This is a genomic window from Tenacibaculum sp. MEBiC06402, assembly GCF_049239625.1.
Classification (GTDB): domain Bacteria; phylum Bacteroidota; class Bacteroidia; order Flavobacteriales; family Flavobacteriaceae; genus Polaribacter.
Map to the genome: position 1 here is coordinate 121,014 of NZ_JBMKKT010000095.1, position 20,120 is coordinate 141,133.

The 20,120-nt window shown below is 31.7% G+C and carries 13 protein-coding genes and 11 tRNA genes; 15 read left to right on the forward strand and 9 right to left on the reverse strand.

All coding sequences use genetic code 11. From position 1 onward, the window contains the following. Window positions 1-81: 81 nt before the first annotated feature. The 15 genes from ACOSP6_RS08900 to ACOSP6_RS08970 all read left to right on the forward strand — a co-directional run bounded on the left by ACOSP6_RS08900 (window position 82) and on the right by ACOSP6_RS08970 (window position 7,946). Window positions 82-3,165 carry a SusC/RagA family TonB-linked outer membrane protein gene (locus tag ACOSP6_RS08900; RefSeq protein WP_422095173.1) on the forward strand — a complete coding sequence of 1,028 codons (3,084 nt, stop codon included), beginning with the start codon at window positions 82-84 and terminating at the stop codon, window positions 3,163-3,165. A gap of 10 nt (window positions 3,166-3,175) precedes the next feature. Then, window positions 3,176-4,639, forward strand: coding sequence for a SusD/RagB family nutrient-binding outer membrane lipoprotein (locus ACOSP6_RS08905; protein ID WP_422095174.1), 1,464 nt, complete (start codon window positions 3,176-3,178; stop codon window positions 4,637-4,639). Window positions 4,640-4,654: 15 nt separating this feature from the next. Next, a complete protein-coding gene (locus ACOSP6_RS08910) occupies window positions 4,655-5,170 on the forward strand; it encodes a hypothetical protein (protein ID WP_422095175.1) in 516 nt (171 codons plus the stop codon). 913 nt (window positions 5,171-6,083) lie between these two features. Continuing rightward, window positions 6,084-6,156, forward strand: a tRNA-Cys gene (locus ACOSP6_RS08915). A gap of 108 nt (window positions 6,157-6,264) precedes the next feature. After that, window positions 6,265-6,358: transfer RNA gene (locus tag ACOSP6_RS08920), tRNA-Tyr, on the forward strand. A 7-nt stretch (window positions 6,359-6,365) separates the two neighbouring features. Continuing rightward, a tRNA-Ser gene (locus ACOSP6_RS08925) sits at window positions 6,366-6,452 on the forward strand. A 6-nt stretch (window positions 6,453-6,458) separates the two neighbouring features. Next, window positions 6,459-6,530, forward strand: a tRNA-Arg gene (locus tag ACOSP6_RS08930). A gap of 169 nt (window positions 6,531-6,699) precedes the next feature. Beyond that, window positions 6,700-6,772: transfer RNA gene (locus ACOSP6_RS08935), tRNA-Asp, on the forward strand. Between the two features lie 184 nt (window positions 6,773-6,956). Next, a tRNA-Lys gene (locus tag ACOSP6_RS08940) sits at window positions 6,957-7,029 on the forward strand. A gap of 5 nt (window positions 7,030-7,034) precedes the next feature. Then, a tRNA-Leu gene (locus ACOSP6_RS08945) sits at window positions 7,035-7,108 on the forward strand. 5 nt (window positions 7,109-7,113) lie between these two features. Further along, a tRNA-Gln gene (locus ACOSP6_RS08950) sits at window positions 7,114-7,185 on the forward strand. A 5-nt stretch (window positions 7,186-7,190) separates the two neighbouring features. Then, window positions 7,191-7,263 (forward strand) — tRNA-His (locus ACOSP6_RS08955). Between the two features lie 6 nt (window positions 7,264-7,269). Further along, window positions 7,270-7,353, forward strand: a tRNA-Phe gene (locus ACOSP6_RS08960). Between the two features lie 30 nt (window positions 7,354-7,383). Next, complete coding sequence (locus ACOSP6_RS08965; RefSeq protein WP_422095176.1) at window positions 7,384-7,869, forward strand: ribonuclease H-like YkuK family protein; 486 nt, start codon at window positions 7,384-7,386, stop codon at window positions 7,867-7,869. Window positions 7,870-7,874: 5 nt separating this feature from the next. Continuing rightward, a tRNA-Arg gene (locus ACOSP6_RS08970) sits at window positions 7,875-7,946 on the forward strand. 165 nt (window positions 7,947-8,111) lie between these two features. Here the strand turns inward: ACOSP6_RS08970 and ACOSP6_RS08975 are convergent. The 9 genes from ACOSP6_RS08975 to metG form a co-directional block, all read right to left on the reverse strand. After that, window positions 8,112-8,327: a hypothetical protein gene (locus ACOSP6_RS08975; protein WP_422095177.1), complete on the reverse strand. Its 216-nt coding sequence runs from the start codon at window positions 8,325-8,327 to the stop codon at window positions 8,112-8,114. Window positions 8,328-8,751: 424 nt separating this feature from the next. Continuing rightward, a complete protein-coding gene (locus ACOSP6_RS08980) occupies window positions 8,752-8,943 on the reverse strand; it encodes a cold-shock protein (RefSeq protein WP_422095178.1) in 192 nt (63 codons plus the stop codon). A 323-nt stretch (window positions 8,944-9,266) separates the two neighbouring features. Then, window positions 9,267-10,295, reverse strand: a complete 1,029-nt coding sequence (locus tag ACOSP6_RS08985) for a cytochrome d ubiquinol oxidase subunit II (protein ID WP_422095179.1) — start codon at window positions 10,293-10,295, stop codon at window positions 9,267-9,269. Then, complete coding sequence (locus ACOSP6_RS08990; RefSeq protein ID WP_422095180.1) at window positions 10,292-11,605, reverse strand: cytochrome ubiquinol oxidase subunit I; 1,314 nt, start codon at window positions 11,603-11,605, stop codon at window positions 10,292-10,294. Before ACOSP6_RS08990 ends, ACOSP6_RS08985 begins: the two co-directional genes overlap by 4 nt. Before the next feature lie 52 nt (window positions 11,606-11,657). Next, complete coding sequence (locus ACOSP6_RS08995; protein ID WP_422095181.1) at window positions 11,658-13,787, reverse strand: Tex family protein; 2,130 nt, start codon at window positions 13,785-13,787, stop codon at window positions 11,658-11,660. A gap of 82 nt (window positions 13,788-13,869) precedes the next feature. Further along, window positions 13,870-15,447: a hypothetical protein gene (locus ACOSP6_RS09000; RefSeq protein ID WP_422095182.1), complete on the reverse strand. Its 1,578-nt coding sequence runs from the start codon at window positions 15,445-15,447 to the stop codon at window positions 13,870-13,872. Between the two features lie 21 nt (window positions 15,448-15,468). Next, entirely contained in the window at window positions 15,469-16,371 is a 903-nt protein-coding gene (locus ACOSP6_RS09005) for a histone deacetylase (RefSeq protein ID WP_422095183.1), read from the reverse strand. Between the two features lie 39 nt (window positions 16,372-16,410). Beyond that, window positions 16,411-17,877: a hypothetical protein gene (locus tag ACOSP6_RS09010; RefSeq protein WP_422095184.1), complete on the reverse strand. Its 1,467-nt coding sequence runs from the start codon at window positions 17,875-17,877 to the stop codon at window positions 16,411-16,413. A 120-nt stretch (window positions 17,878-17,997) separates the two neighbouring features. Continuing rightward, a complete protein-coding gene (gene metG, locus ACOSP6_RS09015; RefSeq protein WP_422095185.1) occupies window positions 17,998-20,052 on the reverse strand; it encodes a methionine--tRNA ligase in 2,055 nt (684 codons plus the stop codon). Window positions 20,053-20,120: the final 68 nt, after the last annotated feature.

Here is a 20,120-nt window from a genome sequence, read left to right on the forward strand (position 1 = left end):
TTAATTGTAAGTGAAAAATATTCAAAGATTGTGTTGTTTAACTAGTTTTTATTCATGACTTTTGTTAAGAATCAATTAAAAATGAAAAACATAATGAAAGAAAAGTCAAAAGGATTTTTGACCCTATTGTTGTTGTTCTTTATGCAACTATCTTTTGCACAAGAAAAAACAATCCAGGGTAATGTTACTGACTCAAGTGGTCCACTACCGGGAGTTAGTATTGTAATCAAAGGAACATCTAAAGGAGTTCAAACTGATTTTGATGGAAATTATTCTATAAAAGCAAATACTGGTGATACCTTAGTATTTAGCTTCGTAGGAATGAAAACTGTAGAAAAAGTTGTTTCAACAGATAGTACTATTAATGTACAGATGGTTGAAGATTCAAACGTGCTTGATGAAGTAGTTGTAACTGCAATCGGTATTAAACGTAAGCCGGACGAAATTACTACGGCGAACCAGGTTGTAAAAGCAGACGAATTAAACCAAGCAAGTAACCCCGATGCAGTCCAAGCCTTAGCTGGTAAAGTTTCAGGTTTACAAATTAATACAACTTCTGCTGGTTTAACACCAAATACGCAAATTACTCTTCGTGGTAACAGATCTATTTCGGGAAATAACTCAGCATTAATTGTAATTGATAATATTGTTTCTTCTGCAGAAATATTATCAACTTTAGATCCTAACACTATTGAATCTATGAACGTTATTAAAGGAGCTAATGGAGCTGCTTTATATGGTGAATTAGGTGCTGCAGGTGTAATTATTGTAACAACTAAAAAAGGAGTAAAGGGAGCTGATAAATTTTCAGTAAACTTAAAATCTTCTGTAACTGTTGAAGAAATTGCTTTTTTACCTGAAACACAAGATCGTTTCGGTCAAGGTTGGGGTGGTAATATTGAAACAGTTGATCAAGGTTCTTGGGGAGTTCCTTACAACAACGCAATTATTTCAGTAGGTACACCAGATGCTAATGGTAATTTTAGAAACTTCGAATACAAGCATATCGAGGACAATATTTTACCTTTCTTCGATACAGGCTTTAACCTTCAAAATGCGATATCTATTGCTGGAGGAAGTATGAAAACTGGTTTTATAAACTTTAGTTATTTAAACCAAGAGTTAGATGGAGTTATACCTACAAGTGAGTTGTCTAAGCATAACTTCTCATTAACTTCTGGTAAACAAATCGATAAGTGGTCGATTCAAGGTATTGCTAGATACACTGAGGAGTCAACTGAAGATGTTAACGGAGGAAACATGTACCAACGTTTATCAAATACACCAGGAAACGTTCCTATCGAGGCGTTTAATAGTGGAGATAATAATGATCACTGGACTATTTATGACACAAGCCCATACTGGACTTTACAAAATGATAGAAGATTAGGAACAAGAAGAATTTTTGATTTATCAGGTGAACTTACGTATCAGTTTAATGATAATGTAAATGCAATTTTGCGTTCATCGGTTAGAAATATCCAAGATGATGATGAGGTTCGAAGAAATTCGTATTTAGATACTGATAATTATGTAGGAACTAATAGATCTATTAGATCTTTCTATCAAATTGATAATAAGTCAGAAAGATTCATTTATACTGATTTATTAGTTAACTTTGATTATAATCTTACTGAAGATATTACGTTCAAATCTAACGTCGGTATGAACGCTACGGATAGAAGATTTTCACGTTTAGTGAACGGAGGTTTTGATTTAGCAAGTGAAGGTTTCTGGAATTTATCAAATATTACTTCTATTCCAGACATTTTCGAGCAGAATACTAAAAGTAGAACAATAAGTGTTTTTGGACAGATTGATTTAGGATATAAGGATTACTTATTCTTAAACATGACGGGAAGAAATGACTGGAATTCAGTATTACCAAAAGCAAACAGAAGCTTCTTTTATCCATCTGTAGGTGTTGCTTTTATACCTACTAAGGCTTTCCCAGAAATCAAAACTAAATTTTTCCATAAGGCAAAAGTTTCTGCGAGTTTCGTAAAAACAGGAAATGCTACTGCGTTAGCTCCTCAACAAGTTTCTACAGTTGCTGTAAATGATACTTTTTACCCAGATACCGGATTAGTATCTTTGGTTGGACAAGGAGCAATTGTTGACCAAAACATTAAAAATGAGTTCATCAATTCTTTTGAAGCAAATGTAAACTTGGAGTTTTTAAATATTAATGGTCCAAGAATAACATTAGATGCATCTGCTTCTTTCGGAAAAAACACTGATCAGATATTAAATATTTCTAGTTCTTCAGCTACAGGATTTTTTAATTCTTTAATTAACGTGGGAGAAACTAGTTCAACTTCTTTAGAAGTAGATTTAGGATTTACACCAATTAGGACAGAAGATTTTGAATTAAGCGGTAGAGTAGGTTATAGTTCGTTTAGAACGACTGTTGATAAAGTAACAGATCAATCTGATAGAGTTGAGGTTTTTAATGGTCCTGGAACTATTGGTGCTTATGCTATTGAAGGTCAGGAGTTTCCGATTTTACAAGGAACTGCTTACGAGAGAGATGATCAAGGTAGAGTCGTGGTTGATGCTAACGGAACACCTCAAATTGCTGCAGGTTTAAAAACGTTAGGACAAACTACTCCTGATTATATTTTAAATTTTGCTTTAAATGCTAAATACAAAGGATTTAGTATAGCAGCAGTTGCTGATTACAGAACAGGGCACGTATTCTATTCTGGAATTAAAAACCAACTTTCTGGTCAAGGTAGAACAATTGAAACGACTTACAATGATCGTTTACCATTCGTTTTCCCTAACTCAACTGTACAAGGAACAGGTACTGATAACACAACTGTTTTATCACAGAATGGTGTACCAGGAAATCACCCATATAACAATGCATATGATTACTATACAGGAGATCATAATGACATCGATGAAAACTTCATAACAGATGCAACTGCTTTTAAATTAAGAGAAGTATCTATTAGTTATGATTTACCTAATAAATTTATTGAAAAATTAAGTTTAACAAGGTTGAATATTGGAGTTAGTGGAAGAAACTTATGGACAAGCTTACCTTCTCAAAACTTAGATTATAACGACCCTGAATTTGCGGGTAGATTTGGTATTGGTGGATATGGAATTACACCACCAACAAGATTCTATACACTTTCAGTAAATGTTGGATTTTAAAAAAATAAAAATGAAGAATAGATTTAAAATAATATCAATGCTAATGCTTTGTATAAGCATAGTATCTTGTAGTGATTATTTAGATGTAAATGATAGTATAGATAATCAAAATTTAGATGAACTTACTCCAAACCAGTTAATTGTAGGGGCTCAGGCGTTAAGTGCACAGACGTATGCTAATCGTTTAAATAGAGTTGGAAACTGGATGGGTGTTGCTTGGTCTGGTAACTATTTAGCATTTAACGATGCCTATGGTTTAGAAAGCAGATACCAATTTTCTAATACATTTTATGATGATGTATGGGATAATATTTACCGTTTCACTTCTAACTTCGCTACTATTGAAAAATATAATGATGATAAGAATTGGAATAATCAAAAAGCGGCAGCAAAAATTTTGAAGGCGTTTTATTTTCAATATATCGTTGATTTATACGGAGATGCACCTTATTCTGAGGCTTTTCAAGGAACTGATAATTTGTTCCCTAAATATGACGATGCTCAAGATATTTATATGAGTCTTATTGATTCTTTAGACGAAGCAATGGCGATGATCAATGCTGGTTCTGAAGAGTTTGGTATAAATGACATTACCTTCAATGGTGATATGGGTAGATGGAGAGCTTTTGCAAATACAATCAAACTAAGGTTATTAATTCGTTTGACTGAAAAAGCTCAATCAGATGCTACATTAGGAACGTACGTTACTACTAAATTTGCAGAATTAAATGTAGCACAATTTATTACTCAAGATGTAACTGTGAATCCAGGATATTCTAACGCTGATGACAGACAAAATCCATTTTGGGAAGTTTATGGTTTTACACCAGTTAATGTTCCTACTGCACAAGGTAGACAAACAGGACCATCTGAATTTGCATTTAATTTATTAGACAATTCTAATGATCCAAGATTAAACAGATTATGGAAGCCTAACACAGGAAATAGTAACACATTTGCAGGAACTCAGCAAAATGGTACAGGAAATTCGGCTTCTATTGGAGATGGAGTTTTAAAAAGTGCAGATGCTGACTTACCAATTATGTTAGCTGCTGAAAGCTATTTTCTACAAGCTGAAGCTGTTCAAAGAGGGTATTTAACTGGAAATGCTAAAATGTTGTTTGATCAAGGAGTTACAGCTTCTTTTGATTATTTAGGAGCAACCGACGCTGCAACTTACATTACAAATACAGATGCAGATGCGGATTTAGGATTTAATGGAGGAGATCCATTAAGAGCGATTATTACTCAAAAGTGGATTGCTTTAACAAGTGTATCTGGGGCTGAGTTATGGATTGAGTACAATAGAACAGGTTTCCCTAGTAATTTACCATTACCAAATGCTAGTACAGATAGTAATATTCCAGTAAGATTATTATATCCAGCTTCTGAGTATTCAGGAAACTCTCAAAATGTTAAATCTCAAACTAGAAGTGATGCTTTCTCTTCTAAGATTTTTTGGGATGTTAATTAATAAAAAGTATTAAAGATGAAAAAAATAGTAAATATAAAATCATTACTAGCTGTAGTTGTTGGACTTACATTAGCTTCATGTGATCAAGATGTTAGTGTGCCAGATATCCCTAGAGAAAACTCATCTGCGGCAATTGTAAAGGAAGAGACTGTCTCAGTTCAAGAAGGAAATACTTTTTCTTTTACCATAGAACAAGAGGCATTAGTTGAAGAAAGATTTGATGGACAAGAATTTTTTGATGTTGTTTCTGGTCAAATTGGAATTAGAGTAATCGGTGGAACGGCTACTTTAGATGAAGATTTTAGTTTTAACATTCCAAAAATTTTCGATGTAAGTCCATTCTTATTACAAGATGGATATTATTACGGTTACAATGCAAGTGTTGATTTAGAACATATAGTAAATAATGTTATCACAATAATCAACGACGGACAAACTGAAGGAACAGAAACTATAGAGTTACAGTTCTTTCCAGTTGGTATTGGATCTGTTGTAATAAATGATACTTTAATTGTAGAGATTAACGATTAGGTTAATTCTATAATTTTTGAATAAATAGAAGAGGTAAGCTTTCATTAGTTTACCTCTTTTCATTTAGACTTTACTTCAGGAAGTAGTAAAATCAAAAAAAATAATTAGTTTTGTAACTGAAAAATGAATATAACAGCAATACATAGTAAACAATTAGGACTTTGTTCTTATGATTTTCGCCCGAGAATATGGCGAAAAGGATGCTATGTATTCAATATTTAAGTATGATTTATAAAGTTTAGAAAAGAAATATATACAAATGAAAGCGTCCAATTGAATTGGACGCTTTTTTTATGAAAAAAAATTTAAGAAAGAAAATGCTCAACTAATAGAAATAACATAAAGCGATAAAAACTGAAAACAATTGAGAGACAGGCCTTTGTAAAAGTGTTTAAAATCCGTTGAAAAACGGATAGGGAACCTATTGTTTAAAAACAACATAACTAATTGAAAATCAATAAAATAAATTAAAATATTTCTTGTGTAATTGAAAAATACATTCCATATTTGCAACGTCAAAACGAAGTAAAAAAGACATTTATAAAAACGATATAAAATGAAACATTATTCAAAACATAATATAACAAATCAGTTCCGATATAGTGATCCGGGATTTGATCTTCAGTTATGCGGAGATAAACTATTCATTTTATTAAAGGAGATATATTACGATGGTATAAACTAACAATTAGTTTATATGTATAAAATTAAAAGCATCTCCTTAAAAAGAGATGCTTTTTTTATGACGTAAAATTAAGGAAGAGCAAGCCAATTGGCGGTGGCCACGGTTTTGAAATGAGTTTATGAATTCAACGAGTCCATAAGAAACTAGAATTATTCGAGTTAAAACCGTTCGGAGTTAACGACTCGTGTGGGTTCTCCCGAAATTTCGGGACCACTTCTTCCGCATAATAACAAGGTGGCTGAAAGGTTAAGGCAGCGGACTGCAACTCCGTTTTTTATGAGTTCGAATCTCATCCTTGTTTCAATGATTGAAATAATTTCAAATTGATTTGAGAATTATGGAAATCCAATTTGGAAATCAATGAGATAGTATAACAATCTCATCCTTGTTTCAAAGTTCATTGGCAATAGGAAGTGTTGAGCAATTGGTTGGCTCGCCAGACTGTAAATCTGGTCTTTAATAAGCGTGTAGGTTCTCCCGAAGTTTCGGGACTATCACTTCCACAAAATTGGAGAATAGGTAAATATTGGTTTGTTACGCTTAACTGCTAATTAAGTCCATGTAATAATGGTGAAGGTTCGATTCCTTTATTCTCCGCAAAATACATCTATAGTGTAATGGATAGCACTAGAGCTTTCTAATCTCTAAGTCTAAGTTCGAATCTTAGTAGATGTACAAAAAGCTCCACTAGCCCAACTGGCAGAGATTGCTGAGAATGATACTCTTTCGAAAGCAGGAACGAAGTTCAGTTTAAGCCGTGTTAAGTCTTGGTTCGAAATACGAAGTATTCACGATTTCAAGAGGAAATAATTAAGGATGAGTAATCCAAGGTTGAGTACAAAATGGTTCATTGTGGTTAATGGTTAACCTTCCCGACTGTCTCTCGGGAGATACGAGTTCGATTCTCGTATGAACCGCAATACTGGGAAGATAACGATTGGTTGTTTACCTGCTTTGGAGGCAGGAGGTTGTAGGTTCTCCCGAAGCTTCGGGACTGCTTCCCAGACAAATTTTAGAAAGGAGAGTGTGTTTAATGACTTGGGATGATTTATGAATTATCATGGCTAATCAGGAAAAAGAAAATTCCCGAGTCATTTAAAATGAGGTATAACTCAGTTGGCAGAGTACTGTGCTTTTAACACAGGAGTCTTGGGTTCGAATCCCAATGTCTCAACAAAAGCAGGAATGGCGGAAATGGCATACGCGTCTGATTTAGAATCAGAATATTGAGAGTTCGAATCTCTCTTCCTGCACTAATAAACCTGTGATGTAAAGGTTAGCATACAAGATTTTGATTCTTGTTGTATAGGTTCGAATCCTATCAGGTTTACAAATGGTGGTTTTAGTTTAACTGGTAAAACGTCTCATTGTGGATGAGAAGAATAGGGTTCGAGCCCCGAAATCACCCAAAAACGGAACAATAGCAAAGTTGGTCAATGCGTCGGTTTGAAGCACCGAAGATATAGGTTCTCCCGACATTTCGGGACTATTTGTTCTACAAGAAAAAGAGAATTTAAGAAAAGAAAAGATGAAAATTGTTAATCAGAATTGGAGAAATTTTAGTGGTAAAATTTTTCAAGAACCAATTACAGAAATTGTAGAAAAAGCGATTGTAAGAGAATTAAGTGAAGGATATAAACTTAAAGTATGCGTGGGATCAGATTCACAAGCTTATAAATCTCACATTGAATATGCAACAGCAGTTGTTGTTTTGAGAGAAGGAAAAGGAGGTTTTATGTTTATGAAAAATTTTAAAGGAATTAAGCAAATTGGTATTAAAGAACGTATGCTAAAGGAAGTAACAATGTCGGTGGAAGTTGCATATGCAATTTGCAATATTCTAGATAAACATAATGTAGGTTTGGAAGTACATGCAGACATTAATACAGATGCTAAGTTTCAATCAAATGTCGCTTTAAAAGATGCTATGGGATATATTTTAGGAATGGGATTTGAGTTTAAAGCCAAACCTCATGCATTTGCAAGTTCATCATGTGCTGATAAAGTAGTGTAATATTTAAGCATATAGTTCAACGGATAGAACGTTAGGTTACGACCCTGAAGATGCGAGTTCGATTCTTGCTATGCTTACTTTTAGTTTATTGGGGAAAGAAATGTGAAAAAGAAAAGCCTCGTCATAATTTTTAGTATGATGAGGCTCATTGTTTTTTTATAGAAACAATTTTTTTCTTCCAAGTGGGTGTTTTAAAAGGTTCACCAACGTCCGTTAGTTCAATATAATTTAAACTGTAGCAACTAAACATTAATGTGTCTTATTCTTTGAGCTTCTTTAGAAGCCTTATCATTAGGAGTTAACGTTCTGTTCTTAGGAGCGATTGACCAATTTATTTTAAGTCCATTACTGCTTTCTGTTTTTTTCAATTCTCTCTTTTCCATTTTCGCTTTCTTTTTTTGCGCCTTTTGTTTCTCTTTTTGTTTTTTATTAAATGTTATTTGCGATTTTGAAGCCATATTTAAGTCTTTTAATTAATATAAAATAGTTCTCTTGTCTATTAATTTTTGATAAGAGTTGTTTAAAAAACCTTTAAAACTGTTATTTACAATAGCTTGTAAAGCTTGGAAGTAATTCCAAAATCTGAAGTTAGATTACTTTTTAGTGTCAGTTTTATTATTAAGAGAAGTGCTCTTAAAGATTATATTTAAACAATAAGTATTTATTTTCTCAAGTTGATAAAGAAGTGTAATCTAAAATTCAACTTTAATAAAGAAACGATTAAAAAAACTCTTAAAAAGTTGTTTGTTTTAACCTTGAATAAATAGGAATAACTTAAATGATTTGTCTGTTATAACGAACGTTAAGTTATTATTTTGAAAGTTTGTTAATGCAAATGACAAAGATTCGATGTTCATAATCTTTGTCATTTTATAGAATGGATTATGCTAAAACTTCTACGTTAACAGCATTTAATCCTTTTCTTCCTTGCTCTGTTGAGAATTGTACTTTGTCGTTTTCTCTAATTTCATCAATTAATCCAGAGTTATGTACGAAAATATCTTCTCCTGTTTCTGATGTGATAAATCCAAATCCTTTTGAATCATTGAAAAATTTTACTGTGCCTTCTTGCATCTTTACTAAATTTTAAATTATAAATATTGTTTTGTTAAAGGAGAACTACTATGAATTGATATAAATATTATTACTGATTTGTAACAACATATAGCAGTCAAATTGTTTATTAAACACTTAAAAAAATAAAGTAAGATGAAATAAAAAAGGTAAGAAGAGAAAACTCAAAAAACTAAATACTAAATACTACCCTAAAATTGAAAAGGTGTTCCACTTGAACAGTGCAAAGCTATGCATTTTATTTTTGGTGAAACGATATTTTAGTTGTTTTTTTATATTCAGTAACTAAAAAATCTTGATTCAGTTGGCTTTGAATAATAGGTTTATTCATTGTTTTTCTCCAAAATCTTAATCATTTTAAAAGATTTCAATAAGTGAAATAATCCTGGAACAATTAATAAACCACCTACTAATAAAGAGATTCCTAAAACAGTAATCACTGATTCTGGTGCAACTTTTTCTAATAAATTTAAAGTTCCGCTTTTAGTGATTAATAAACTTGGATAATGTGGATATAAAGCCACTGTAATAATTAATAGTACCTGAATTCCTGCAAAAATTCTACTGGCAATTCTAATTCCTTTTTTAACAGTATACCATAAAGGATATAAAAATGCTGCGGAAACTAAAATTAATCCAATACTAACACTATGACTAGTTATTCCGTGAACAAATTCTACATTCGTAACATATCCATAGGCAATCGTAATAAATCCTAAAACCACAACAACAATGGTTGCGATTTTTGCCTTTCTTACATAAACAGGATATCCTTCTTCATCCGCTTCACCAATAAGTAAAACAGCAGATAGAAAAGTACATAAGCTGGCAAAGAATAAGCCCACTAAAAAAGAGAATATATTGAACCAAGGATGAATATATGCTTCTACAAAATCAAGAGGAACGTCTTTAGTAATCAAAACAATTTTACCGCTTACCATTCCTCCGAAAATCATCCCTAAGAATATTGGTGTAATTAAACTAGAAACATGAAATAACCAATTGTATACACGTTGAGATTCATCTACATAAGCATCGTAATGTCTAAAAACAAAAGCAACACCGCGTAAAGTAATTCCTAATAACATTAAGGTAATTGGAATATGTAATGAAGTTACCATTACTTTATAATATAGTGGAAAGGCAATCCAAAGAATTACTATTAAAATAATAACCCAAATATGGTTGGCTTCCCAAACAGGACCCATAACGCGATAGATTGTTTTTTTAGTAATTTTTTGATTGTCTTCAGAAGAAAATAATTCTAGAATACCAGCACCAAAATCTGCTCCACCTAACAGCACATATAACAACAAAGAGAAAAATAAAAAAAATAGAACTACTGAAATCATATGCTAGAAATTGGAGTTGAGTTTAACGATTTAATTTGTCGACGCAGTAACCAAGCAACGGTAATTGTTAGAATAGTATATAACACAACATATAAATAGAAACTGTAAACAATCCCAGGCATAGGTGTAACAGCATCTTTGGTTCTCATTATTTTGTGAATGATCCACGGTTGTCGTCCGACTTCTGTAACAATCCAGCCTGCTTCTAAAGCTATAAAACCAGCAGGTGCCAAAAATGCAAATACTTTCCAAAAGAGGTTCTTATCAAACCACTGTTTCTTTTTCCAGTTAGAGAAGAAAAAGAATATACCCGCAAGCATTAATAATCCACCGATTCCTACCATAATTTGAAAGGCATAGTGAACAATAGCCACATTCGGAATTTCATCTTCTGGAAAATCATTTAATCCTTTTACTTCTGCATTAAAATCACCAAAAGCTAAAAAGGAAAGCGCATTTGGAATTTCTATTTTGTAGTTAACTTCTTTCTTTTCTTGATCTACAATTCCTCCAATATACAAGGGAACACCTTTAGAAGTTTCATAATGAGCTTCCATAGCCGCTAATTTCACAGGTTGACGTTGAGCAACATCTTTGGCAGAAATATCTCCACTAATAGGTTGTAAAATTGCAGCAATTGCTCCAAAGGTTATGGCAATTTTAAACGCTTTTTGATGCAATTCTTTTTGTTTACTTCTAAGTATTTGAAAAGCATGAATACCAGCAACTGCAAATCCTGTTGCGGTAAAGGCAGCTAAAACCATATGTAAAGCTTGAGTAAACCAAGCAGGATTCAATAAAGCTTTTACCGGATCAATGTTTAGGAATTTTCCATCTACATAATCAAATCCAGAAGGAGCATTCATCCAACCATTTGCAGAAACTACAAGTATACCAGAAGCTACACCAGCAATTCCAACTATAATTCCCGTAAACCAATGAAATTTAGGAGGAATTTTATTCCAACCATATAAGTAAAATCCGAGTGCAATTGCCTCCACAAAAAATGCAGCTCCTTCGAGCGAAAACGGCATTCCAATTATAGGTCCGGCATGTTCCATAAATTCAGGCCATAATAAACCCAATTCAAAAGATAAAGCAGTTCCTGAAACGGCCCCGGTAACAAAGAAAATGGCAACACCTTTTTGCCAAGCTTTGGTAAGTTTTAGATATACTGGATTTCCTGTATTGAGCCACTTTTTATGAGACACAACCATAAAAAAAGGCATAACCATTCCAATACAAGCAAATACAATATGAAAAATTAGCGTGAATGCCATTTGTAGTCTTGCAGCATCAATATTTTCCATAGAAAGAATTTAAGAAGATAAGTGTGTCGTAAATTTACGAAATTACCGACTTTTAACCTCCTTTTTTCATACTTAATTGTATGCGTTTTCTTGCTAAATCTATTTCTAAAACTTTCACTTGAACTTGCTGTTGTAAACGAACTATTTTATTGATGTCTTCAACAAAAGTATCCGATAAATTTGAAATGTGAACTAAACCACTTTCTTTGATTCCAATATCAACAAAACAACCAAAATTTGTAATGTTATTTACAATACCAGGAAGTACCATTCCTATTTTTAAATCATCGATGGTTTTTACTTCTTCACTAAACGAAAAAGCTTTCGCTTTTTCACGTGGATCTAAACCTGGTTTTTCCAATTCTTTTACAATGTCTTGTAGTGTCGGTAAACCAAACTCTGAAGTAACATATTTATTCAGTTGAATCTCTTTTAATTGCTTTGTGTTTCCAATTAAATCTTCTGTTTTTAAACGTAGATCTTTAGCTATGTTTTTTACCAAAGAATAACTCTCAGGATGCACGCTTGAATTATCTAAAGGATTGTCACCATTTTTTATTCGTAGGAATCCTGCTGATTGTTCAAACGCTTTTCCTCCTAAACGTGGAACTTTTTTAATATCGTTACGTGTTTTGAAAACACCATTTTGATTTCTATGATTTACGATGTTTTCTGCTAATTTTGGTCCAATTCCAGAAACATAACTCAATAAAGAAGCACTGGCAGTATTGATATTTACACCAACTTTATTCACACAATGTTGAACTACGATGTCTAAAGACTTTTTTAACTGATTTTGATCCACGTCATGTTGATATTGACCAACACCAATTGATTTCGGATCTATTTTAACTAATTCAGCTAAAGGATCTGCTAAACGTCTTCCGATTGAAACTGCACCACGAACGGTTACATCTTCATTAGGAAATTCGTCTCTTGCAATTTTAGAAGCTGAATATATAGAAGCTCCAGCTTCATTTACTACAAAGATTTCAAGATTTTTTGTGATAGCAATATTCTTTACAAATCGCTCTGTTTCTCTTGAAGCAGTTCCGTTTCCAATGGAAATAGCTTCGATATTATATTTTTTAATTAAGTGTTCAATAGTGTAAGCTGACTCTGTAGTTTTATTTTGAGGAGCGTTTGGGTAAATGGCGGTGTTGTGTAATAATTCTCCTTGTTCACTCAAACAAACCACTTTACAACCCGTTCTATACCCTGGATCAATAGCTAGAATTCTTTTTTCTCCTAAAGGAGCTCCTAATAAGAGTTGTTCAAGGTTGTTTTTAAACACTGTAATCGCAGATTCATCAGCCTTTTCTTTAGCAACATTCATTGCTTCAGTAGTTAAAGAAGGTAATAATAAACGTTTGTAACTATCGTCAATTGCTAATTGAATTTCAGCGCCACATTCATTATTACTTCGAATCAATTTACGATCTACTTTTTCTAAGACACGATCGTCGTCAATTTCAACTTTAACTCGGATAATTCCTTCTTTTTCTCCTCTTAAAATTGCTAATAAACGATGCGAAGGAATTCTACTTAAGTTCTCAGACCAATCGAAATAATCTTTAAATTTTTGAGCATTTTCATCATCTTTTTTCGTTTTTACAACTTTGGTTACAATAGTAGAAAAACGTTCTAATTCTCTACGAATTAAATTACGGATATCTGTTCGTTCGTTAATCCACTCAGCAATAATATGTCTAGCTCCTTCTAAAGCTTTATCTTCATTTTCAACTTTGTCATTTACATACTTAGAAGCTATATAATCTAAATCATCAGATTTCTGACTCATGATGATTTTTGCTAATGGTTCTAGTCCATTATTTCTTGCAGTCTCGGCCTTCGTTTTACGCTTTTTCTTATACGGTAAGTAAATATCTTCTAAAGTCGTTAAATCTTGTGCATTTTCAACTTTTGATTGTAATTCTGGAGTAAGTACTTTTTGTTCTTCTAACGCTTTAAGAATAGCTTTCTTTCTTTTCTCTAGGGTTTCAAAAGCTTCTTTTAATGCAACTATTTCTCCGATTTCAACTTCATCTAAATTTCCAGTTCGTTCTTTACGATAACGAGCTATAAACGGAATTGTACAATCTTCATTCAACAATTCAACCGTATTTTGAATACTTTTTTGAGCGTAAGAAGTTTTTGAGGATATATATGAAATTAGCTGCATTGATAGTACGTATTTTTAAAATGAATTTAGAGTTACAAAGAAACAAAAAAGAAGGATTTTAATATTCCTTTTTCTTTCATGTTTATAACTTGTAAAAGTAATAGGCTTTAAAATTACTTGAATAAAAGCCTAGTATAGTTTCGTTACCAATATTAAATACATTTATCGCTTCTTGTTTTCTAATGGCTTGATTATTCTCGTAAATATCTTCATCTCTTGGTGATCTTTTAGAGAAGTTATAATCTTGAATTTTATCGTAAATGTTTTTTTCAATATTTCCTCTTAAATGATTAAAGTTATAATCAAAAAGACACTTTATGTGGACAGATTTGTTTTTTAAATAGGCTCCAAAAGAAGAGGTGTTTGTACTTGAGTAAATTGGACTTGCAGAAATACCCCATGCAGCACCCATTAGTCCTCCTCCAATTACCCCAGCCACAAAGGTTCCAGAAGTAACAAGTTTTCTACCTCCAATTGTTATTTCATATCCAGTAGTATTTCTAAAAGCCGAAATTCCAATTTTAGAAGAAGATATTTTTCGCAGAAATTGCTTCGTTTTCTCTAATTCTCTGTATTGCTTAAAGTCACCACCTTTTTGAATTATTGGCGTATTACTGAACTGTATAGGTTCTTTATTTTTAATATTAAATTGTTTAATTAAAGCCTTATTTTTCAAATTATAAATATTAAAAACTAATCTTTTCTTTGTTGAGGTTATTAAAAGTAAAAAATCATCAATTATAAATGAATTAGATGTCTTATCTAATTTTTTAGCATCAAATAAGGGTTTTTCAACCTTTTCATATTTATACTTACCTGTATTCAGATCGAGATACAAAATTTGAGTGTAGAACTTATTCTTATCGAAAGTAATAACAATATCATTTTTTCTAATGTATAACTTACTTAATTTCGATGTAGTTTCTATTGAAATAGGAGATGTTTGTTTTCTTTTCACATTTGTAGATAGTAATCCATATTCTACATTTGTATCATAGGATTCTTCACTTACTTTTGTTAATTCGAAAGCAATATTTTTAATTTCTCTATGTTCTGGGTTCGAATAATCAGGGATTAATTTTTTTAGGGAAATTTCTTTGTCTTTTGTTATGAGGAATTTTTCATTACTAAAGTCAAAGTAGAATGAATCGTTCGCCCCATTTGACTTATAATTTCTTGAAACAATATTATATGAATTCCTATCTAAAAATAGTAAGTGAACTTTGTTTGCCCTACTGATACTTTGCAAGAAGATTAATTTTTTAGCGTTAAAAGTATCTTCTAATAATGAGGTTTGTCCATTAGAGAAATTAAAAGTAATTATAGCGAATTTACTTTTATTCTTATCTGAAACGATGATCTTGAAATTATTATTAGAATCATACATTTTACCTAGAACTAAACTATATTTTTTATTCATTTCATCTAATAAAAGTTTAGTCTTAAGATTAAAGTTCTGATCTAATAGAAACCCATAAATTCTTTTCTTTTCAATTAGGAAGGTACCTAAATTCTTTGTTTTCTTATTAAAAACAGAAAAAGACTCAAGAATATTTGCGTTATTATTTTTTAAGGTATTTATGAATGAACCAACTTCTTCTTGGGACAAAATAAAAAAGTGAATTGATACTAATAGAAATGTAAATACTTTTTTACGCATTTTTTTGATTGCAAAAATAAACTAAAAAAATATTTCTTGAGCCAAACGAAAAGTATTCGCGTGGGCTTGAACAATGATATTTATATCTGTGGAATACCCGCCACCCATGCTACACATTACTGGGATTTTTTCATCGAAACAAGTTTGTAAAACAAATCGATCTCGTTCTTTACAACCTTCTGGAGAAACGCTTAGTTTACCGAGCTTGTCACTTTCTAAAATATCTACACCACATTGGTAGAAAATAAAATCAGGTTGGTGTTCGTAAATTAATTTTGGCAATGTGTTTTTTAATAGAGAAAGATATTCTTCGTCTCTGGTTTCATTCTCTAGTGGAATATCTAAGTCAGATTGTTCTTTATGAAAAGGATAATTCGTTTTTCCGTGCATTGAAAAAGTGAAAACAGAAGGATCATCTCGAAAAATTTCTGCTGTACCATTTCCTTGATGCACATCTAAATCAACAATTAAAGCTTTTTCAATGAGTCCTTTGTTTTGAAGATAACGAGCAGAAACTGCTTGATCATTTAACAAACAAAATCCTTCGCCACTGTCTGTAAACGCATGATGTGTTCCTCCTGCAATATTCATAGCAATTCCATGTTCTAAGGCAAATTCCGAAGCTTTCATACTTCCATCGGTAATAATCATTTCACGTGCAATTAGTTGTTCACTTAATGGAAAACCAATTTTACGTTCTTCTTTTTTAGATAAGGTAATGTTTAATAAATCGAAAAAATATTCTGGTGTATGAACGGAAAAGAAATACTTGTTATTTGGAATTTCTGGTTCAAAAAAGTTGTCTTTTGTACAAGTACCCTCATGAATTAATTGCTGAGGAATTAAATCATACTTTTCCATCGGAAAGCGATGCGTATCAGGTAATGGATGATTGTAAATTGGATGATAAGCTATTTTTAGCATTTGTATATTCTAAAATAGATTTCAAAGCTATCTAATAAATTAGAATGCTAAAAATTTATAACTATTATTCTTTTCATCATAGTAACTATAAACCGTTTTTTGATTCAATCTGAAAAAATGACTTTCATTATTTTTTAACTCCTTATCTCCAAGAAATCGATTTATAGTGTGATATACATTCTCTTTAATCTTTGACGTAGCAGGAGTTAAATTTTTATCGATATTGAATTTTAAATATGTAGATTTTACCTTACGATACACGTTTAGAATGTAGGAATGTGGATCTAAAAATCCTCGATAATTATTAACGGAATACAAATAGGTTTTATTGCTCATATTTACGCCAATCATTGGGTTATCAAGTGTTGCTGGTTTTTTTCCGCCAATTGTTATTTGATACCCATCAGAATTTTGTTCTACAAAAATTCCAATATCACTAAAGGAAAGTTGTTTCAGGAATTTCTTTTTGGATTTAGAATTTCGCTGTTTTTTTCCTTTGATGCTCATATTGTAACTAAGAAAAGGGAACGATTTTGCATCAATAACAAAACTCTTTTTTAAACTTTTCTTATTAAAATCGTAGACATTAATTTTCAATTGCTCTTTGGTGCATGCTGCGGAAAATAATAGATTGTTTAGTAGAAAAGAATTGGTTGTTTTGTTTTTACTAGGTATATCAAAAAAAGGTTTTCTAACTTTAGTTAAGGAGATAGATTCTTGTGCTAAGTCTAGTGAAAGAATCTGAGTGTAAAATTTATTCTTATCGAAAACAATATTGATAGTGTTATTGGTTACATAAAGTTTTGTAAAATCTGTAGCACTTTCAATTGGAATAGGTTGTAATAAGCTTTTTGATGATGTGTTATTTTCAAGTTCTAAAGAGTGAAGTTTAGTAATCGTATAATCATTATACAAAACATTAAAAAGTAATTTAGCCAAACTTGTTTCTTTGGAATCGTTTAGCAACAAACTTTTATTTCTAATGCTAAACGTTTTCAATTCAGAATTTCCATTGCTAAAATATGTTTTAACAACTAAGTCAGATGTTTTGTGTTTTAAAAAAAGTAAATGAGATTTATCTCCTTTATTTATGCATTGCAGAAGCGTCATTCCTTTAGCATAAAATTTTTCATTCTTATAATATGCGGTATCATTTTTAAAATCAAATTCAATTCTATCGAAACGTTTTGTATTATTATCAGATACAATAAAGGTATATTTATCGCTAGTAAAGGTCTTCCCAACAATACCACTAAATCTCCTGTTTCTTGTTAATATTAATTGTTTTTTAGATTCAAATTTTGAGTTTGTCAAATAACAGTAGATGTTATTTTTATCACTGATGAAAGTTGCAATGTCGTTGTTTTTGTGATTAACTATAGAAAGTGACCCTCTTATTGATTTTGAGGATTTTTTTAAAGAATGATTGATTTCACCTAAGAATTCTTGTCCAAAGGTAAGAGCACTACAGAATAAGATTAAAACTAGGGGTGATTTTTTAATCATGTAACAACATTTAAAACACTAATTTACAAAATATTGAATAAATTAAGTTTTACAATTTGTGTATTATTATCGAAATAAATAGAGAATAAAAAAAGAGCCTTAAAAGGCTCTTTTTTTTTGTTAACAGACTTGTCCGCCATTTTGAATTTTTTGTTGTGGTTCAACAAAAGCTAAAGATCCATCTTCAGCGTCTGTCATTAAAATCATACCTTGACTTTCCACACCACGTATTTTTCTTGGAGCTAAATTACATAATACAGTAACTTGTTGTCCAATTATATCCTCTGGTTTAAAACTCTCTGCAATACCAGAAACAATGGTTCTAACATCGATTCCAACATCTACTTTAAGTTTTAATAATTTTTTAGTTTTCGCTACTTTTTCTGCTTCTAAAATAGTTCCAATTCGAATGTCCATTTTAGTGAAGTCTTCAAATTCAATAGTGTCTTTTTGAGGCTCTATTTCTTTATTGGCAGCTTCGTTTGCTTTTTTAGTTGCTTCTAACTTTGCTAATTGTGCTTCTATTGTTTTGTCTTCTATTTTTGAGAACAATAATTCAGCCTTACCAATCTCATGACCTTCACGAAGTAAAGATTCTTTTTCGGAAATATCAGACCAGCTTAAGTTATTATCTGTTTTTAAAATAGATTTTAACTTTGATGATGTAAATGGTAAAAATGGCTCAGAAACTACGGAAAGTGCAGCCGCAATTTGTAAAGCTACATACATGATTGTTTTTACACGCTCTTCATCCTCTTTGATAAGAATCCAAGGTTCTTCATCTGCTAAATATTTATTTCCTAAACGTGCTAAGTTCATCAACTCTTGAGAAGCTTCTCTGAATCTGTATCGTTCAATTGATTTAGCTATAATATCTGGGAATTGCTTCAGTTGTTCTATAACATCTTCATCAACTTCAGAATAATCGTTTGGAGTAGGAATGATTCCATTATAATATTTATTAGTAAGCACGACAACACGATTGATAAAATTTCCAAAAATGGCAACTAATTCATTATTGTTTTTAGCCTGGAAATCTTTCCAAGTAAAATCGTTGTCTTTATTTTCGGGAGCGTTTGCCGTTAATGTATAACGTAATACATCTTGCTGCCCTGGAAACTCCTCTAAATAATCATGCAACCAAACAGCCCAGTTTTTAGACGTTGATAATTTGTTTCCTTCTAAGTTTAAAAATTCATTAGCAGGAACATTTTCTGGTAATATGTAATCTCCATGAGCTTTTAACATTGATGGGAAAATAATACAGTGGAATACAATATTATCTTTTCCAATGAAATGCACTAGCTTAGTATTTTCATCTTTCCAATAATCTTCCCAATTCTTACCTTCACGAGCAGCCCATTCTTTAGTAGAAGAAATGTAGCCAATTGGAGCATCAAACCAAACGTATAATACTTTTCCATCAGCTCCTTCAACAGGAACCGGAATTCCCCAATCTAAATCACGAGTTACCGCACGAGGACGTAATCCGTCATCAATCCAAGATTTTACTTGTCCTAATACATTAGCTTTCCAATCGTTTTTGTGACCTTCTAAAATCCATTCGCGTAAAAAAGCTTCATGTTTATCCAAAGGTAAAAACCAGTGCTTTGTTTGTTTTAAAACAGGAACATTTCCAGTAATTGCCGACTTAGGATTTATCAAATCTGTGGCGTTATGACTTGTACCACACTTCTCACATTGATCTCCATAACTTTCTTCATTTCCGCATTTAGGACAAGTTCCAATTACAAAACGATCTGCTAAAAACTGATCTGCTTCAGCATCATATAATTGTTCAGAAATTTCTTCAATAAACTCACCATCAGCATACATTTTCTTGAAGAAATCTGATGCAGTTTCATGATGTATTTCTGCAGATGTACGAGAATAATTATCAAATGAAATTCCAAAATCTTCAAAAGATTTTTTGATAATACCATGATATTTATCGATAATTTGTTGAGGAGAAACTCCTTCTTTTTTTGCGCGCATAGGAATTGCAACACCGTGCTCATCTGAACCACAAATGTAGGCAACATCATTTCCTGTTAAACGTAAAAAACGTGCATAAATATCTCCAGGTACATAAACCCCAGCTAAATGTCCAATATGAATAGGGCCATTAGTATAAGGTAATGCAGCTGTTATAGTATATCTTTTTGAAGAACTCATTTTCTTGTATTTTGAAGTGCAAAAGTACAAAACACGCTTCTATTTTGTTACATTTACACTAACTAGAT

What these genes read in the sequence shown, in the direction of transcription:
- ACOSP6_RS08900 (WP_422095173.1), top strand. Translation starts at nt 82, where the DNA reads ATGAAAAACATAATGAAAGAAAAGTCAAAAGGATTTTTGACCCTATTG.
- ACOSP6_RS08905 (WP_422095174.1), top strand. Translation starts at nt 3,176, where the DNA reads ATGAAGAATAGATTTAAAATAATATCAATGCTAATGCTTTGTATAAGC.
- ACOSP6_RS08910 (WP_422095175.1), top strand. Translation starts at nt 4,655, where the DNA reads ATGAAAAAAATAGTAAATATAAAATCATTACTAGCTGTAGTTGTTGGA.
- ACOSP6_RS08965 (WP_422095176.1), top strand. Translation starts at nt 7,384, where the DNA reads ATGAAAATTGTTAATCAGAATTGGAGAAATTTTAGTGGTAAAATTTTT.
- ACOSP6_RS08975 (WP_422095177.1), bottom strand. Translation starts at nt 8,327, where the DNA reads ATGGCTTCAAAATCGCAAATAACATTTAATAAAAAACAAAAAGAGAAA.
- ACOSP6_RS08980 (WP_422095178.1), bottom strand. Translation starts at nt 8,943, where the DNA reads ATGCAAGAAGGCACAGTAAAATTTTTCAATGATTCAAAAGGATTTGGA.
- ACOSP6_RS08985 (WP_422095179.1), bottom strand. Translation starts at nt 10,295, where the DNA reads ATGATTTCAGTAGTTCTATTTTTTTTATTTTTCTCTTTGTTGTTATAT.
- ACOSP6_RS08990 (WP_422095180.1), bottom strand. Translation starts at nt 11,605, where the DNA reads ATGGAAAATATTGATGCTGCAAGACTACAAATGGCATTCACGCTAATT.
- ACOSP6_RS08995 (WP_422095181.1), bottom strand. Translation starts at nt 13,787, where the DNA reads ATGCAGCTAATTTCATATATATCCTCAAAAACTTCTTACGCTCAAAAA.
- ACOSP6_RS09000 (WP_422095182.1), bottom strand. Translation starts at nt 15,447, where the DNA reads ATGCGTAAAAAAGTATTTACATTTCTATTAGTATCAATTCACTTTTTT.
- ACOSP6_RS09005 (WP_422095183.1), bottom strand. Translation starts at nt 16,371, where the DNA reads ATGCTAAAAATAGCTTATCATCCAATTTACAATCATCCATTACCTGAT.
- ACOSP6_RS09010 (WP_422095184.1), bottom strand. Translation starts at nt 17,877, where the DNA reads ATGATTAAAAAATCACCCCTAGTTTTAATCTTATTCTGTAGTGCTCTT.
- metG (WP_422095185.1), bottom strand. Translation starts at nt 20,052, where the DNA reads ATGAGTTCTTCAAAAAGATATACTATAACAGCTGCATTACCTTATACT.